Here is a 16,249-nt window from a genome sequence, read left to right on the forward strand (position 1 = left end):
CCTGGGCTTCCCCTCGAAGCCGCGCGCACGCAGGCGCTCGGCCGCCATGGCGCACTTTCTCGAGGAACAGGTAGAGCGCATCACGCGACAGGGCCTTCCCGCGGGCCGTCTCGCGACCGATCCAAGGTAGCGCCAGCGGGCGCGTTTCCCCGCGCTGCGGGGTGGGCGCGACGGTAGCGATTCTGGATCGACGCCTCGCGCGGATCACCGCGTCGAATTAGTCGTGGGTCAACACCTCCTCCTCCTCGCCAACCTTGGCGACATGGGCGGCGGCCCGTTCGAGCCAAAGCGCATGCGCCTTCGGCACGACCAGCATCGTCAAACCCAGACAGTCCAGCGCGCGTATGGCGTGTTCGAGTTTGACTCCCCCCTACCATTCTCTAGACAGTATGACTCTCCTGGGGGCAAAGGCTGGCCCGCCGTGAGGAATCAAACGCGGGTTAGCATGACTGCCAGAGCCGCATGGTGTGGACAGTGCCACACCCGGCGATTTCCAGCGCGGAGGCCAGCATGGAACACGATAGCACGTTGTACGTGGGCTTGGACTCGATCACGGTCGCCTATGCACTCGGCATGGGCGAGGTGGAACAGCTTGGCAAGATCGGTACCTCGAAGACGGATATTGATCGCCTGTGCAAGCGCCTGCAGTCCAAAGCACGGCGGATCCGCATCGTCTACGAGGCCGGCCCTTGCGGCTATGGCCTTTACCGGCAGCTTGCAGGGAAGGGCTTCGAGTGCATGGTGTGCGCGCCGTCGCTGATCCCGAAGAAACCCGGCGAACGCGTCAAGTCCGATCGGCGCGATGCGGTCAAACTGGTGCGATCGCTGCGCGCCGGTGACCTCTCGGCCGTGTACGTGCCCAGCGTCGAAGACGAAGCATTCCGGTCACGCGCCTGGGTCAACGCCAAGGACGATCTGAAGCCCGTCCGGCAACGCCTGAAGGCCTTTCTGCTCTCGCACGGTGTCCACTACAGCGGCAGAGCTGACTGGGGACCAGCGCACCGGCGCTGGATCAGTGCCTTTGCGTTCGACACCGTGTGGCAACAACTTGCCTTTGACGAATATCGACGTGCCATCGAGGATCGGCTCGCGCAATGCAGCCGTCTCGAAGCGGCCTTGCGCGAAGCCGTGGTCAACTGGCGCTTCTATCCGGCCGTACTGGGCTTGCAGGCCATGCGCGGCGTGCAGTTCACCACGGCGATAGGCATGCTCGCCGAGTTGGGCAATCTCTCGCGCTTTGTGCATCCGCGCCAGCTGATGGCCTGGCTCGGCGTGACGCCTGCCGAACACTCATCGGGGGAAAAACGACGCCAAGGCAGCGTCACCAAAAACGGCAATAGCTATGCAAGGAAGCTGCTGATCGAGGCCGCCTGGAGTTACCGGCACCCGGCACGCGTGAGCCCCGAGATTCAGCGACGGCACGAAGGCATTCCCAAGGCCATCGTTGACCGGTCCTGGGACGCCCAAGTTCGACTGTGCCGGCGCTATCGGAGACTTGCCGCACGCGGCAAGAACCCGAACATTGCGGTGGTCGCGGTGGCCCGCGAACTGAGCGGGTTCATCTGGGATATCAGCCGGCTCGCCATGTCGCTTGCCGTACCGAACGAGGCGCGGGCAGCGTAACCCAGCGCCCGCTATCAACCTATCTGATTACGGTAGAGTCGGTTTCCTGAAGGCGGCGTAGCCCGGGATCTGAGTAACCCGCGACCAAGCTACGCAACGGATTTCATCCGACTTGCGGCTCTAGATAGTGGCAGGCTCATTGGGCGGACCTCTGTAATGCGGTAACCAAGCGCGGCCCCGCCTTGGCCCGTGCCCGGCGCACGCGCTCGTCCGGCGACGGGGGCGACAGGGACGACGGCGGCGATGGAGACGATGGGGACGCCGCGCCCGCGTGCGGCCAACCACGCGGCAATCGCCGCCCGATCCCGATTGGGCACGGCGGGCGGGTCGGCCGCACCAGAAGTGGCGGCCGCGGGGCAGCAGGTATGATGAAGTGAAGACCGGAGCGAGCGTGCGGGCGGTCGGCCGTTGGCGTCGGCGTCGGCGTCGGCGTCGGCGTCGGCGTCGGCGTTTTTAGGATACAAAATAAGCCGGGTTATTTTGCAATGGCCACCCGCAAAAATGGACGACGGCAAATCGAGGCACATCGCCTGCGCAGTCCGGCCGCAGGCAGTCAACAGTCGGCAGGCCCCCCGCCACCCTTGAGCGGGTCGGCGGCCTCGCCTTCGCTCATCAGCGGGGGCTGGGCGCGTGTAGACGTACTTTTCTGCGGGGCACCCGCGCGCTTCTCGAAGCGCACCTATACCTCAACCGCCCCGACGCCTTGCATTCATTGAATTCAAGAGCGGATCAGAGCCCCCCGAAACTTGTAAATGTCGTGCAGCCGACAATCAGCATTGCGCAGCTTTCATACCCTCTATTTGTGCCAACAAGCACACACCTATGAGGAGAAAGAATCGAATGCGCTCACTCTTGAATTTCCCACCAACCGAAGAAGCGACACGACCGTCGACCTCGCGACCTAGCGAGCGTCTACCGGTACTGCCCTTTTGTCTGATGAGTCCGGGTATCACCGTGCTTGCAGTCGCCTGTCTGTCCGGCTGTGCCGGAAGCGGCGAGGGAGGAACCGAAGTCTCCGTCCCCCAAGCTAGCGCACAGAGCTTGTGCGAAGCCTTCCTGGGTCAGACTTATGAAGGCGCTACGGTTACGAAGGCCAAGCTGATTGCAGCTACCAACGACGTGCCGGAGCATTGCATCGTTCGCGCAGAAATGCCGAAGAACTTGGATTTCGACGTGCGCATGCCTACGGAGTGGAATCACCGCACCGTCTTCCGGGGCGGCGGCGGCTTCGACGGCTTCCTCGACGTGGGCTACATTAGTGACCCTGCTGTCAGTCCCGTGGGAAGTCCAGACCTTCCAAAGCGAGGTTATGCCACCATCGCGACCAATCACGGTCATGACATGCTGACATCACCTGGCGCGTCATTTGCTCTCGATCAAGACATGCTCGCTGACTATGCGCAGGCTTCCGTGCCGCGTGTATTGGGTCCGGCAAAGGCCATCCTTCGCAGCCGCTATGGCGACGCATTTCGCGATACAAAGCTGATCTATGAGGGCTGCTCGGGCGGTGGTCGACAAGCATTGATGCAGGCGCAGCGGAATCCCGATCTGTTCGATGGCATCATCGCCCGTGCGCCAGCCAATGCCTATACCGTGCAGTTTCTCTGGTATCAAAAAATGCAGAAGCAACTCGCGAAACCGGGCGCGGCACTCAGTGAAGCGAAGATCAAGGCCATCGGCGATGCGGTATACGCAAAGTGCGACAGCCTCGATGGCCTGGCAGACAGAATCATCGGTCGACCAGAATCATGCTCGTTCGATCCTGCAGAATTAGCTTGCACCGGTGCTGAATCCGACTCGTGCCTGACCCCTCCACAGGTGGAGACTGCAAAGCTTTTCTATGCCCCCACCAGCATAGGCAACGGCCGCTTCACCTGGCCCGGCTTCCTTCCGGGGGGAGAGACCGCAGCAAACTGGAAGCCGGGAGGCCAGCTTGGGCTCGACTTCATCAAGTACATGGTTGGGCAAGGCGCGTCCATCGATCCCTTGACGCTGGAGCCCGAACAGTACCTCTCCCGGCTTGAGCAGCTAAGCGCGATGCTCGACGCCGTCGCTCCGGATCTTAGCCGTTTCAAAGCCCGCAAAGGAAAGCTCCTTCTCTGGACGGGGCAGACTGACTGGCTGATCACTGCCAACAATGCGACCGACTACTATCAGCGCGTCGTACAGAAAATTGGAGGACAGTCTTCAGCGGACGAGTTCGTCGAGTACTACACCGCGCCAGGGGTGGACCACTGCAACGGCGGCACCGGCGCAGATAAAGTCGACTTGGTGGGGCCGATGTTCGAGTGGCTGGAGAATGGAACCAAGCCATCGAGCTCCGTCATCGTTGCGGAACAACGGGCGCCGACTGATGGGGGCACGCCCGCGCGCCGCCCGCTTTGTAGATACCCGGCGTACCCGAAATACATCGGCGGAGATCCGAAGGCCGCCGAAAGCTTCACCTGCACGACTTCCTAGAACGCGCGGCAATATCATCGCACTTATAGAGCCCGCAACCCCGGGGCAATTTGGGTGGCCCCGGGGTATTCGTCATCTGCCTTAACGAATGCCGACGGCGGCGCCGGGGGCCCGCGCATCGCTCCATGAATGTTCACCCGATCTCGCGTAAGTCGAAGGTCCCGAAAGGCTGCCCTGGCGACCACGGCGAACGCTTCATCGATCTCCCAAAGATCAACCTCGAACATCCATTTTCCCCAAGCAGTATCGGAGCGCTCCGACAGACGCCCCCTAGCCACCGCGATGGACAACCTGACTAAGAGGACTGCGGCCGCACCGCCCTAGATCGAACGGGCGTTCGCGGGCGTTACGGTTCCGTCCTTGCGAAAGGCCAGCTCTAGCGCTGGGATGCAGTTGATATCGGCTTCCTTTGGGCGCCTGCTCATCGGTTGGGATCTTGACGCTACGTTTGCGCGAAGGAGTAGCCCGCAAACTGAATCGTGACCAGCCTGCCTTTGAGGCTGGTGCCAGCGTCACAGCAATTCAATCGCCGTCGCAGTTGCTTCACCGCCCCCAATGCAGAGGCTCGCGACACCGCGTCTCTTTCCCGTCTTTCGTAAGGCGCCCAAGAGCGTCACAAGAATTCGCGCGCCGGATGCTCCGATGGGATGCCCAAGCGCGCATGCGCCGCCATGGACATTGACCTTCTCTGGGTCCAGTGCCAGATCGTGTACTGCCACCATGGCAACCACCGCGAAGGCTTCGTTGATTTCCCACAGATCGACATCTGATGCTCGCCATCCGAGTTGGTCCAGCAGCTTGCTGATCGCCCCTACCGGCGCGCTCGTGAAGGTCGCGGGGGTCTGCGCGTGGGTAGCATGACCCACAATGCGCGCGAGAGGTTCTGCCCCGAGTCTGCGGGCTACGGATTCCCGCGTCAGCACGAGCGCCGCAGCACCGTCTGAGATAGAGCTCGAGTTCGCCGCTGTCACAGTCCCTGTGCCTCGGAACGCTGGCTTCAAGGTCCGAATCTTGTCCACGTCGGCTTTCAGGGGCTGTTCGTCATGCAGGACCGTTTGCGATCCCGAACGACTATCTATGATGACCGGCGTCGTTTCCCAAGCGAAGTCACCGCGCTTGATCGCCTCCTGCGCGCGAAGCGTCGACGAGATGGCCCATTCGTCTTGCGCCTCACGTGAGAATTGATAGCTCTCAGCGCAATCCTCCGCAAACGATCCCATCAGGCGACCACGTGTGTCCGCACTGTAATGATCTTCCAAGCCGTCGAAAAACATATGGTCCAGCAATGAGCCATGACCAAGCCTATAACCCTTTCGTACCTTGGGGAGCAGATAAGGTGCGTTGGTCATGGACTCCATCCCACCGGCGACGATTAGATCGTGCCCGCGCCCGGACAACAGATCGTGCGCCAGCATCACTGACTTCATGCCTGACCCGCAGACCTTGCTGATGGTCGTGCAGGCGACCGATTGAGGAAGTCCCGCCTGGAAGCAGGCTTGTCGCGCGGGTGCTTGACCGACGCCTGCAGGCAACACGCACCCCATTAGTAGCTCCTGAATGTCCGCAGCATCTACGTTAGCCCTCTCCACGGCAGCACGAATGGCGAAGCCGCCTAGCTCCGGAGCTGTGAGGCTCGACAATTCCCCCTGAAACCCACCGATTGGCGTGCGTGCCGCCGACAGTATGACGATCGGATCGTTAGTGCTCATGCGTGTTCTCCTTGACAATCACTTCGCAGCCATTCGTATTGCTCCATCGAGCCGAATGACCTCCCCATTCAGGTACCCGTTGCCAATCACATGCTCGACGAGACTGGCAAACTCGGTCGCCCTACCGAGGCGAGGAGGGAAAGGAACTGATCGACCCAGCGCATCCTGTACTTCCAATGGCATGGTTAGCAGCATCGGGGTTTCCATAATTCCGGGAGCGATCGTCATCACGCGGATACCTGACCTCGCCAACTCGCGAGACAAGGGTAGCGTCATGGACGCAACCGCTCCCTTCGATGCCGCATATGCTGCCTGCCCGACTTGGCCATCAAAGGCCGCGACCGATGCAGTGTTCACAATCACGCCGCGTTCACCGGTGCAATCAGGGTCCTGTTGCTGCATGATCTCGGCGGCAAGACGAACCATGTTGAAAGTTCCGCCCAGGTTGATGTGCACCGTGCGCAGAAAGGATTCCATGGAATGCGCACCCTGATTACCAACGACTTTACCGGCGGGTGCCACACCGGCGCAATTGATCAGGCCGCGAAGCATACCTAACGCTGTGGCTGCAGCAAATACCTCTTTTGCGTCTTCTTCGCTCGTGACGTCAGCTCGGACAAAGATCCAACCCGTCTCGGAGGCAACGGCAGTGCCTGCGGCTGCATCGCGGTCAACGATCACGACCTTCCCACCTTGATGAGCGAGCATCCTGGCCGTGGCCGCACCGAGACCTGATCCTCCGCCGGTGACTACGAATACGTTGTTTTCAATCTGCATCGGTTGATGTCCAATGGTTACTAGTTCAATTCTGTGCGGGCAGGAACCGCAGCATGTGCGCGCGCTTCCTGATGATTGGCTGCGCAAAGACGATGGTCGACCATCATGACTGCGATGGTTCCGAGTACACCTGCGAAGGCGATCGCAAGGAAGTTCTGTTCAAGCGGCAATTGCATTGCAACCAGCGTCCCGATCAGAACCGGCGCGGCAATCGCCCCGAGACGTCCGATGCCAGAAGCAAAGCCCACCCCCGTAGAGCGGATGGCAGCTGGGTAGAATTCACTGGCGTAGGCGTAGGCAAGAAGTTGAGTGCCAAGGGTAGAGGCACCAACGACGAAGACGACAATGAAGAGAAGCTCCGTCGATTTCGTATAGCCCATGAGCGCCAGTGACACTGCACCGACCGCGTAGAAGGCGACGAGGACGTGCTTAATGTTGAACTTGTCGCCCAGCCATCCGCCGCCAATTGCTCCCACGACTGCGCCGATGTTGAATACCAACACGAAGGTGAGAGCAGAACCCAGGCTGTAGCCCGCCATCGCCATCAGCTTCGTGAGCCACGAGCTGAGGGAGTACACCATGAAAAGGCCCATAAAGAACGCAATCCAGATCATGAAGGTACTGGCCCCGCGACCTTCCTGGAACAGCCGGGCTACAGGAGCGCTGGTAATCAGCGCATCCTTCGGCATCACAAAATTGTCCCGGATGCTCACCTGCACCTCGGGGGCGATCTTTTTCAGTACCTTGACGAGCTTGTCGGCGCGCTTCTTCTGGACCAGGAACGCGAGTGAATCCGGCATGGTCCATAGGATGATGGGGATAAGCAAAATGGGCGTTCCGGCGACGAAGAACACCGATTGCCAGCCGTAGGCTTCGATCAGCTGCTTACCAGTGAGAGCGACGAGAATCCCGCCGATCGAATACCCGGCAAAGACGATGGTCACAAGCCGGGCGCGGATGCTTCTCGGAGCAAACTCACCCATTTGTGCCGTCACGATGGGCAAGACACCACCAATGCCGAGTCCTGCAAGGAAGCGGGTGACGCTGAAGGTCACAGGATCATGCGCGAGACCTGCTGCGGCAGTGAATACGCTGAATAGCGCCACGCATACGCAGATCGACACAGGGCGACCGATCTTGTCAGCGAGCGTACCCAGGTAGATCGCCCCGAACATCATGCCAAACAGCGCAGAACTGGCCATGAAGCCAGCCTTCGCTGCGTCGACCCCCATCTGTTTCATGATCGAGGGCAAAGCAGCACCCACGACGGCCAGGTCGTAGCCGTCAAGAACAAGAATCAGCACGCACCAGAACAGGATGACTGCGTGGAATCGTGAAAATCTGGCGCTTTGCGCTATCTCTTGTACGTCAACTTGTTTGTTCATGGTCTCCTCCGTTTCATGATGGATCTATGTGGCTATCGCCCGTCTGTTGTGTAGCTCAGGTGCTGTGAAAGACGGCGAAAGATGACGACGGCTCTCGTTCTGAGACGAGAGAGTTCTCGATGCGCGATTCGTCTGCGAAGCCAAGACTCATGCCTACGACGAACATCTCCTCAGGCTTCAGATGCAGCTCGCGTTCTATGATCTTGTGGTACTTCATGAATGCCGCCTGAGGGCAGGTACTGAGCCCGTAAGTGCGGGCCATGACCATGATGTTCTGGAGGAACATGCCGTAGTCCAGCAGGCTGCCGCGCTCCATGACGCGATCCATGGTGAAGAACAGCCCGACCGGCGCGTCGAAGAACTGATAGTTCCGTCCGTGCTGTTCGTGCATTCTCTGCTTATCTTCTTTCTCGATGCCAAGGAGGCCGTAGAGCTTCCAGCCAAGCGCGCGACGCCGGTCGATGTATGGAGACACCCACTCATCCGGGTAGTAGCTCCACTCATCAGAGTGCATTTTGGATAACGTCGGATCGTTATCGACTTTCCTGATGGCGGCGCACACACGGTCCTTGGCGGGACCGGTTACCACATGCACCTTCCACGGCTGGATGTTCACGCCGGTGGCCGCGTAGCGAGCCACATCAAGAATGGCTTGGACGATTGCGTCGGGTACGGGACGCGGAAGATAAGCTCTGACGCTACGTCTTGTTGCGATCGCCCATTCAACGGCCGATCGAAGCGATGCCAACTCGTCCGGTGGCGGTCCTGCTCGTTCCATCTCCTACCTCGCTGTCTCATCATGCGGGCCTGGCGCCCGCTGGATTGCAGAGTAGCGATCATCAAGCGAGGTCAATGTCATGTAGCCGACAATCACTGCAATCCATCGGCAAGCCGCTTCCGTGGGATTCTGAAATGTCTTGCGAATGACAATCGTCGGGCCCAGCTACAGTTAATTTGCTGAACGGCTTGAGGAAGGGTCACCCATCAGGACCGAGCCCCTATGACCCGACACGGAGACAGATGATGAGCGGAAATATTTACGAACACGGCCTTGACCGGACCCCTGCAAACTACCTTCCACTGACCCCTTTGCAGTTTCTCGACCGGTGTGCGGACCAGTATCCCGATCACACCGCCATCGTCCATGGCGCGCTGCGGCAGTCCTGGAGCCGAACGAGGGAACGTTGCCGACGCTTGGCCAGCGCGCTAGTAAAGCGGGGGATTAAGAAGGGGGACACGGTGTCTATCCTCGCCCCGAACACGCCGGCCATGGTCGAGGCACATCATGGTGTCCCGTTGAGCGGCGCGGTGCTCAATGCCATCAATTGCCGCCTGGACGCCGAAGGCGTTCGCTTTATCCTGCGTCACGGAGAATCGAAGGTTCTCTTTGTTGATCGGGAGTTCTCCGCCCTGGCGGCGAAAGCGCTGGAGCAGCTTGACAGCAAGCCACTCATAATCGACATCGCCGACATTGAGGCGATCGGCGGTGAGTTGATTGGAACAATGGAATACGAAGCATTCCTGGCGGAAGGCGACCCGGATTTCGCCGGTGTCTGGCCCACCGACGAATGGGATGCCATCGCCCTCAACTACACTTCTGGCACCACATCGGATCCTAAAGGGGTTGTGCCCAGCCACAGAGGCGCCTACCTGATGAGCTTGTTGCAACTGACGGACTGGGGTATGCCGCGCAGGCCGGTATATCTGTGGACGCTGCCTTTGTTTCATGCCAATGGCTGGTGCTTTGCTTGGGCGATCACGGCAGCCGCAGGCACGCATGTGTGCCTACGAAAGGTGACGGCCACAAATATCTTTGCCGCAATCGACCAGCACGGTGTCGATCATTTCTGCGCTGCGCCCATCGTACTTGCTTCGCTCGCGACATCCACGGCTGCTGAGCGTAGAGCCTTCTCTCATACGGTCCGTGTGCGAACTGCAGGTTCGCCGCCGCCCGCGACCGTCTTGAAGTCTGTTCTTGAGATGGGATTTGAAGTCGAACACGTCTACGGCATTACTGAGGCTTCGGGTACCCCCGTCAGTTCCTTCGTGAATCCGGTCTGGCACGACAAGCCTATGGACGAAAGAGCACGGCTGATGGCTCGCCAAGGCAATCGATCCGCAGTTTTGGAGGGGTTACGCGTGGCGGACCCAGCAACATGCGAGCCCGTTCCCTGCGACGGAAAGACACAAGGCGAGCTTCTGCTAAAGGGCAACATTGTGATGAAGGGGTACCTGAAGAATCCAGACGCGACCGCGAATGCGTTTGCCGGCGGCTGGTTTCACACCGGTGATGTGGCTGTGATGCATCCCGATGGCTACATCCAGATCACAGACCGATCGAAGGACGTCATTATCTCTGGTGGTGAAAACATCTCGTCCGTGGAGGTTGAGGACGTACTCCATCGTCATCCTGCGGTCTTGATCGCGGCCGTAGTAGCCCAGCCCGACGCGAAGTGGGGCGAATCACCCTGCGCGTTCATTGAGCTGAAGCCCGATGTCATCGCCCCGCCGGAAGCCGAGATGATTGCATTCTGTCGCGAGCGGCTTGCTCACTACAAATGCCCTGTCCGCGTCATTTACGGGGCGCTTCCGAAGACGGGCACTGGGAAGATCCAGAAGTTCCGGCTGCGAGAGCTCGCCGGGAGCCGTGAAGCAATTACGGAGCTTTCCGGCTCGTAACCCGGCCACAGTTCTTCGTCCCGGGTCTCCAGCCTCTTGCTTTGCCCGCCGCTAGGTGTAAGCGGTGGGCACTTCCTTAGGCTCGCGTGTGGCCGCCGCGCCAACTGCTCGGGCGATCCTCAACCGTCTCTATTCTGAGACGCGTGGCACTGCGCGGCATGCGCAGTTATTCTAGTCTCGCCTCCTCTTCTCCTGCGCAAGGGCTGAAATCCTTCTGGAGAAAATCGCTTCGCCTTGCGCTGAGATTTCTTAGTCGCAGGAATGTCTTGCACAGGACATTCCCCGCCCGCTCAGACTCATAGAGTTGTGCGTAGCTGGATAGCTGAACGGTACAACAGCTCATCACTGCCATCCATGAATAGCTTCACAACACTCCAGCAGAGCCAACGAAGGAGACACAAAATGCAGAGACAACAGGTACCTCAGTACAGAGGTCGGCGCCGTGCGGCCATATTTTTCGGCACGATGTCGGCACTTGCGATTGCCAGCTCCCTGGCAGCATGCGGTGGCAGCGATTCCTCAGACTCGGCCTCCAGTTCGACGCCTCCTCAGAGTACGACCCCGACCGCCAGCGCAGAAAGCAAATGCCAGGCGCTACTGAACATGCAGTTCGGCGAGGCGACGATTACTAAGTCAACCTTTGTCCAGGCTTCCGGAGCCCTACCGGAGCGATGTGTCGTCGTTGGACACATGCCCAAGGATCTGAGTTTTGAGATGAATCTCCCGACGGTTTGGAACGAGCGCCAAGTCTTCTCCGGAGGCGGCGGCTTTGATGGACTGATCCCACCCGACCCACGCGTTGATATCAGTCCCAATCTTAAGGAGCGTGGCTACGTGACAATCGCGAGTAACCATGGACACACCTCCGCGGGGAACGCCACGTCGATCGGGGGAATCGATGCTGAGTTCGCGATGGATCGGGACATGTTGAACGACTACGCCTCCCTTTCCGTACCGCGCGTCATTGGACCAGCACGTGCTGTCATGACCTACGTCTATGGTGAACAAAAGGTCGCCACCTCGAAATCGATCTACGAAGGCTGTTCGGGCGGCGGCAGACAGGCACTGCTCCAGGCGCAGCGCAATCCGACACTCTTTGACGGGATCATCGCGAGAGCGCCCGCCAACGCCTACATTCCCCAATTTCTGTACTACCAGAAGAGCTTTAAGCAACTTGCGCAACCGGGCGCTGCGCTTAGCACCGCCAAGATCAAGACCATTGCCAAGGCGGTCTTAAACAAATGTGACAGCCTTGATGGCCTCAAGGACAACATCATTGGGAAGCCAGATTCCTGCCAGTTTGATATCGCTGAACTCCGCTGCACGGGAGCCGAGACCGATGCATGCCTGACCGACACGCAGGTCGCCTCGGCCAAGTCACTCTATGAGCCCACGAACATTGCATCCGGACGCTATACATGGCCCGGCTTCCCATTTGGAGGAGGCGAGGATGGGAGCTTTGGTAAGCCAATCTGGGGAGATTCCGTAGCCAAGGGCTTGATGGATGGCTTCATCAAGTACATGGTGGCTCAAGATGCAACGGTTGATCCTCTGCAACTTGATCCGGCACAGTACACGACGCGTCTCGATGAATTGTCCTCCCTGATCAACGCTGTCAATCCCGATCTGAGCCAGTTCAGGGCCAAGGGAGGGAAGCTACTGCTGTGGCATGGGATGGCAGATTGGTTGATCACGCCGAACAACACTATCAGCTACTACAACGCGGTCGTGGCTGCGGCGGGCGGGCAAGCTGCCGCTGACCAGTTCATGGAGTTCTACACGGCCGCCGGTGTCAATCACTGCGCAATGGGCAATGGGGCTGACAACGTGGACCTCGTTGGTCCGATGTTTGAGTGGCTCGAGAAAGGAACTCCGCCTTCGGCGAAAAGGATAATTGCGCAAACGTTTTACGCCCCCGCCGGCACTGCTCGGATCACACGTCCGCTGTGCAGGTATCCGCAGTATCCGAAGTACAACGGTACCGGCGACCCGAACGTCGAAAGCAGCTTTACCTGTACGGACCCGTCTCAATAGTTTGGGATGAGGAGGATCACTAGATTCTTTCTGGACGACCCCATCGAGTAATAGTTGTACTGGCAACGTCCATCAGCAATGCTGATGGACGTTTTTTAGCTACCGGGGAGCTGCTGCTCGGAGGCTACTAGGAAACGCCGTCACGAAGTGCCTCTTGGTCCCCGCCGTTTCATGCCTCGGGGTCGGGCGCGCCCGATGGACAACTACTGAGTCGGTACGCTGTAGGGAGCTTGGGAGCCGGAAACTCCTCTCAAGCAGAAAGTGATAATGGCTGATGCATGGATATTTATCTGCGCCGCATCAGCACTAACATCATTGGACAGTGGCGTTACTAGCCCTTCGAACAGGCAGCCAACAATGCAGTCTGCAGAAGCGGCCGCGTCCTGGGCAGGGAATTCACCGCTGGTGATTCCCTGCTCGATTATGGTCTTGAAGACTCTCGACAGCGCGCGATGATAGACCAGGCGCGCTGCCTCAACATCGGGCTCGACTGGCTCCGCAACTAGCGCGTGAGCAAGGCGGCGACCTCGCAGGGCACGATTGGCGAAGGTCCATGCCGCCGCACCCAGTCGTTCGTGGGCCGATCCATCGCGCATTGCAATGCCGGCAACCACATCCACTTCGCGCTGCGCCGTTACTTTGACGACCTCGATCATCAATTCTGTCTTCGACGGGAAGTATCGGTACAACGTGCCAATGGCAATCCCTGCGGCTTCGGCAACCGACAACATCTGTGTTTCCCGGAATCCCACGTCAGCGACCAAGGCACGCGCCGCCTTCAGAATCAGGGGATGTTTGTCCGCTCCGCGGCGGCGAATCCGTGCGCGCGGAGTGCTAAGTAGAAGCTCGGTTTCAGTAGACATAGGATCTCGGGTGTCGATTAACGCATCTGAACCTACTCAGCCCTGTTGCGAGAGGATCCAATTATGGCATGCGACTGGCCCCAGGACGACCGAAAACTTGGGAGCGGGCCGTGGAAACACCTAATGCGACGAGCTTGACAGGGTCCAGGTTGCCGCATAGCCTTAAGTGAATTTAAATTTCACTTAAGAGACCACCCGTGTTGACATGCGAAATCAGAGCGGTTCTGCTGCCGCGCGCCCGGATGACGGCTGAGCGAGGAATCTATGGTGATTGCCGCACGCCACTGGTTGCGGCCGTCCAAGACGACGTAGCGCTACCATCATGAACTCTCTAAGAGTCTTCTGTGCCGAGCGAGTGGAGCGGCTTGGCATTGCGCCCGAAGGGCCTGCAAGCACAGACAGGCTGGGAAGACCGATCCTGTTCCGTGATTCAACAGAAACGGAGGATGCAGGGATTTCGAGCCTGGTGGATTTCCTTTCCCGGTCGCCGTGGTATCCGAATCTTTCCGGCGAACAAAAGGCTCGTGTAAGGAGCGACTGCTTTGATCGCTCATATCATGCCGGCTCGACCGTTTGCCACCGGGGCGATCCCGCTGACCACTGGTTGGCAGTTGTGGACGGGATCATTAAGGTCGATACCGCCTCAAGCGCAGGGCGCACTGTCACATTCGCGGGCGTCCCTGCTGGCTCTTGGTTTGGGGAGGGAGCGGTCCTAAAGGAAGAGCCCCGACCCTATTCGGTAGTGGCAGTTCGGGACAGTCGGCTGGCATTCGTCCCAAGATCGACATTTCTCTGGCTGCTCGATCACAGCAGCCAGTTCAGCCGATATGTCATAGACCAGCTCAATGCGCGCTGTGGCTACTACGTCGGTTTGGTACACAACTTACGGTTGCACGAAGCCTCAGCGCGAGTGGCATTCTGCTTGGCCGAGATGTTCAATCAGCAGCTCTATCCAGCTACTGACAGGATCTTGGGTCTATCCCAAGAGGAAATAGGACGCCTGTCTGGACTATCGCGGCAGAACACAAATCGTGCACTTCGCGATTTGGCTGACGCCAAATTGATCGCGGTGGAATACGGGGCGATCCAGATTATGGACCTTGGCGCGCTGCGGAGATTTGCGCACGTGGGGGATTGAGCGGGACCTCGCCCCTCCTTTCCCGAAGGCTATGTGAGATTCGATTCGCCGTCCAAGGTCACTATCTCGCCTGAGATACCCTGAAAGACGCATTCAATGGCAGCGGTTCCGTCTTGCGGCGCAACCGGATGGAAAGCGCTTCAATTCTTACGCAGGATGCAAAACACATTCTCTGTAAGCCATATTGTCCAGTCCGCACGAGGTCACGAGAATTCTCGTTTCGACCCACGCCTGCCGGCGCGAGCGCCCCACCGTTCCGTGGCCCTTACGTCGCCTGGCACACAATGATCCCCAGTGAGCCACATAAGAGCGGCGCATTCCCGGATGGAGATATTCGATGAAGATTTCGAAGCGTGCTGCTCACATCGAGCCGTTCTACGTGATGGAGGTAGCCAAGGCGGCTACACAATTGGCCGCTACCGAGGCCGCCCGAGCCAAACCGGTGATCCATCTGAGCATCGGCGAGCCGGACTTCACGGCGCCGCCTCTGGTTCAGGAAGCGGCCATACGTGCAGTACGCGCCGGCGTTACCCAATACACGCCGGCCATTGAATCGTCGCCCCCTCGGAGCGTGCAACGCTGACAGGGAGCGGCCGTTGACTTGGAACTCTGCTTGACCCCCCATGATGTACAATTTAAATGTACACATCAAGCCAGGAGCACTTTCCATGCGAACTATCCCGTTCTCTGAGGCAAGAGCGCATCTCGCTGATGCGCTCCGGGGTGTAGAAGTGGCACAAGAGCCCCTAATGATCTCCCGGCGCGGGCAGGCTGCCGGCGTCTTGATGTCGTGGTCACAATATCGACAGCTGGTTGGGTCTTCCTCTGGCTTTTCTGCGCGTTTGACCGAGTGGCGCCAAAGGCATGTGACAGGGGAGGATGAGAGCGATCCCTTTGCGCAATTACGTCAACCCGATGGGGGAAGAGAATTCTCATGGTGAGCGCCGTGAGTTGGTTGCTGGACACCAACATTGTTTCAGAGGCCATGCGGCCGAGACCTGAGGTCGCGGTAATGGAAAATTTGGCCCGCTACGAGGGGGAGCTAGCCATTCCAGCCCCGGTCTGGCACGAACTCCGCTTTGGTTGGTTGCGCATGCCGGATGGCCAACGGAAGGACGCTGTTGGCCGTTTTGTACAAGATGTCGTGGGCACTTTGCCAGTCTTGCCTTATGACGCTGCCGGAGCGCGGATCCACGCAGAGCTGCGCCAGTCGCGCGAGCGGGCTGGATTCACATTGCCATTCGTGGATGGGCAGATTGCATCGGTTGCGATAGCGCACGGGCTAACCCTGGTGACGCGTAACACAAAGGATTTTGCGGAATTGGCTGGTTTGCGGCTGGCGAACTGGTTCGGCCTCTGAATGCCGCTACGCGTCGATTTGCATCCCGTCTAGGCAACGGAGCGCCACCGGTCGGCTTGTTTACTCCAAGCTGCTTTACAGAACACGGATCGCACCGCAGAGCCAATTTTGTTATGTTGCGTACCAATTTAAAATAACACTTATTATGCCGTTTTTTCTAATGTCGTACTTGGGTTAAGTTCAAATGTCGTACCCCGTCCCGGAGCGTGCCAAGCTGGCGG

12 protein-coding genes and 1 pseudogene are annotated in these 16,249 nt (G+C 59.0%); 8 read left to right on the forward strand and 5 right to left on the reverse strand.

Annotation, left to right across the window (positions count from 1 at the left end; translation table 11 throughout):
- Positions 1-510 precede the first annotated feature (510 nt).
- The gene (locus tag AC10V3_RS39490) at positions 511-1,623 is read left to right on the forward strand and encodes an IS110 family RNA-guided transposase (RefSeq protein ID WP_490924382.1); all 1,113 of its coding nucleotides are present in this window, start codon (positions 511-513) and stop codon (positions 1,621-1,623) included.
- A 1,041-nt stretch (positions 1,624-2,664) separates the two neighbouring features.
- On the forward strand, positions 2,665-4,083 hold the full coding sequence (locus tag AC10V3_RS39495; RefSeq protein ID WP_349605354.1) for a tannase/feruloyl esterase family alpha/beta hydrolase: 1,419 nt from the start codon (positions 2,665-2,667) through the stop codon (positions 4,081-4,083).
- A gap of 512 nt (positions 4,084-4,595) precedes the next feature.
- Here AC10V3_RS39495 and AC10V3_RS39500 read toward each other — a convergent pair.
- The 4 genes from AC10V3_RS39500 to AC10V3_RS39515 are packed head-to-tail and all read right to left on the reverse strand — an operon-like array spanning position 4,596 to position 8,732.
- Positions 4,596-5,792 (reverse strand): acetyl-CoA C-acyltransferase, encoded by a 1,197-nt coding sequence (locus AC10V3_RS39500; protein WP_490924383.1) that lies wholly within the window; start codon positions 5,790-5,792, stop codon positions 4,596-4,598.
- An 18-nt stretch (positions 5,793-5,810) separates the two neighbouring features.
- Entirely contained in the window at positions 5,811-6,569 is a 759-nt protein-coding gene (locus AC10V3_RS39505) for an SDR family NAD(P)-dependent oxidoreductase (RefSeq protein ID WP_349605357.1), read from the reverse strand.
- 20 nt (positions 6,570-6,589) lie between these two features.
- On the reverse strand, positions 6,590-7,954 hold the full coding sequence (locus AC10V3_RS39510; RefSeq protein WP_490924384.1) for an MFS transporter: 1,365 nt from the start codon (positions 7,952-7,954) through the stop codon (positions 6,590-6,592).
- 55 nt (positions 7,955-8,009) lie between these two features.
- Positions 8,010-8,732: a nitroreductase gene (locus AC10V3_RS39515; RefSeq protein ID WP_349605361.1), complete on the reverse strand. Its 723-nt coding sequence runs from the start codon at positions 8,730-8,732 to the stop codon at positions 8,010-8,012.
- Between the two features lie 245 nt (positions 8,733-8,977).
- On the opposite strand from AC10V3_RS39515, the gene AC10V3_RS39520 reads away from it, so the two are divergent.
- On the forward strand, positions 8,978-10,633 hold the full coding sequence (locus tag AC10V3_RS39520; RefSeq protein ID WP_490924689.1) for an AMP-binding protein: 1,656 nt from the start codon (positions 8,978-8,980) through the stop codon (positions 10,631-10,633).
- A gap of 402 nt (positions 10,634-11,035) precedes the next feature.
- Entirely contained in the window at positions 11,036-12,667 is a 1,632-nt protein-coding gene (locus AC10V3_RS39525; protein WP_349605363.1) for a tannase/feruloyl esterase family alpha/beta hydrolase, read from the forward strand.
- 203 nt (positions 12,668-12,870) lie between these two features.
- Here the strand turns inward: AC10V3_RS39525 and AC10V3_RS39530 are convergent, their stop codons facing one another.
- On the reverse strand, positions 12,871-13,530 hold the full coding sequence (locus AC10V3_RS39530) for a TetR/AcrR family transcriptional regulator (RefSeq protein WP_349605365.1): 660 nt from the start codon (positions 13,528-13,530) through the stop codon (positions 12,871-12,873).
- Positions 13,531-13,852: 322 nt separating this feature from the next.
- On the opposite strand from AC10V3_RS39530, the gene AC10V3_RS39535 reads away from it, so the two are divergent.
- The 4 genes and pseudogenes from AC10V3_RS39535 (at position 13,853) to AC10V3_RS39550 (ending at position 16,028) form a co-directional block, all read left to right on the forward strand.
- The gene (locus AC10V3_RS39535) at positions 13,853-14,668 is read left to right on the forward strand and encodes a Crp/Fnr family transcriptional regulator (protein WP_454753678.1); all 816 of its coding nucleotides are present in this window, start codon (positions 13,853-13,855) and stop codon (positions 14,666-14,668) included.
- 337 nt (positions 14,669-15,005) lie between these two features.
- Positions 15,006-15,236 (forward strand): annotated as a pseudogene (locus tag AC10V3_RS39540) (aminotransferase); the annotation flags it as partial.
- A 100-nt stretch (positions 15,237-15,336) separates the two neighbouring features.
- Positions 15,337-15,609, forward strand: a complete 273-nt coding sequence (locus AC10V3_RS39545) for a type II toxin-antitoxin system prevent-host-death family antitoxin (protein ID WP_367576159.1) — start codon at positions 15,337-15,339, stop codon at positions 15,607-15,609.
- Positions 15,603-16,028, forward strand: coding sequence for a type II toxin-antitoxin system VapC family toxin (locus AC10V3_RS39550; RefSeq protein WP_349605369.1), 426 nt, complete (start codon positions 15,603-15,605; stop codon positions 16,026-16,028). Before AC10V3_RS39545 ends, AC10V3_RS39550 begins: the two co-directional genes overlap by 7 nt.
- Positions 16,029-16,249: the final 221 nt, after the last annotated feature.

It is taken from the genome of Cupriavidus sp. PB-02 (assembly GCF_058252315.1).